Genomic DNA, 1,124 nt, shown 5'->3' on the forward strand with positions numbered 1-1,124 from the left:
GAATTCCTGAAGGGTCTTCAGATCAGACTTACGTGATTAAAAGTCCAGAACTCTGCGCGAATCTTGGTATATGCTTACAGGGCAATTTAGGAGGTGTTGTTTTTAAAGTTTATGATTGTAGTCCAACAATTAAGGTTTTTAATTACCCCACCTATAGGAATGTACCCATGCTTACAATTCTGAATGGTCGACTGATTACAGACTGTGGAGAACTCCAGGGGATATATGATAGCAATGTTATAGATCCATTAGACATTGTAAAAATAGAAGTAGTTAGGAATAACTTAGCGTTGATGGCTACCGTCAGTCCTGACGGTTCTCCCATCCCTGCCCTATTTATTTATACCAACCGGGGATTACAGCGTAAACAATACAACCCTAGTATCGCTAACATATCCCCTAAGGGATTTAATAAAGCAAGAGAATTCTATACCCCTCGTTACGACAGGCCGGGTGGCGAAAATACGCTGCCCGACTATCGTTCTACTATCTACTGGAATGCAAATCTGAAAACTTATTCTACAGGGAAAGCAAGTTTAAGTTATTTTAATGCAGATGGACCCGGTAACTACAAAGTTGTAGTGGAAGGTATCAATGCTGAGGGAGAGTTAGGCAGACAGGTTTACAATTATTCTGTTGAAGGGGATGGTGCGCCAACGCTTGCGGATATTCCCAAAGTTGATCTGCAAGCAAAATTTATTACTACAGCGTTGGATACTTTACGGAAGCGCTTGCCTGTTGAAAAAGTTTATCTTCACACTGATAAGCCATTCTATAATATTGGCGATACACTTTGGTTTAAAGGTTACGTAATGGATGGTTCAAATCTCTCGGCCTCTAAACTAAGTGGTTTGCTGTATGTTGAATTAGACGACGATAGTTCTGAAGTGGTACGAAGGATTAGTGTTCCAATCAAGAATGGAATGGCATCGGCGCAAATTCCTTTAATATCTAAAATCTTTCAGGAAGGCGGTTACACCTTGAGGGCCTACACGAACTGGTCGCAAAACTTCGGCGAGGATTATGTTTTCAGCAAACGCTTTTATTTAGGCGTCCCAACTTTAAATACATGGCTGGTTAAAGCAAGTGCAGAGATCAAACAGGTTGGAGAAAAAGATGAATTA

At 40.7% G+C, this 1,124-nt stretch carries 1 pseudogene; it reads left to right on the forward strand.

From position 1 onward, the window contains the following. Positions 1 to 1,124 (forward strand): annotated as a pseudogene (locus tag ACHFIZ_RS17905) (hypothetical protein); the annotation flags it as partial.

This window comes from Pedobacter sp. JCM 36344, assembly GCF_046546555.1.
Taxonomy (GTDB): domain Bacteria; phylum Bacteroidota; class Bacteroidia; order Sphingobacteriales; family Sphingobacteriaceae; genus Pedobacter.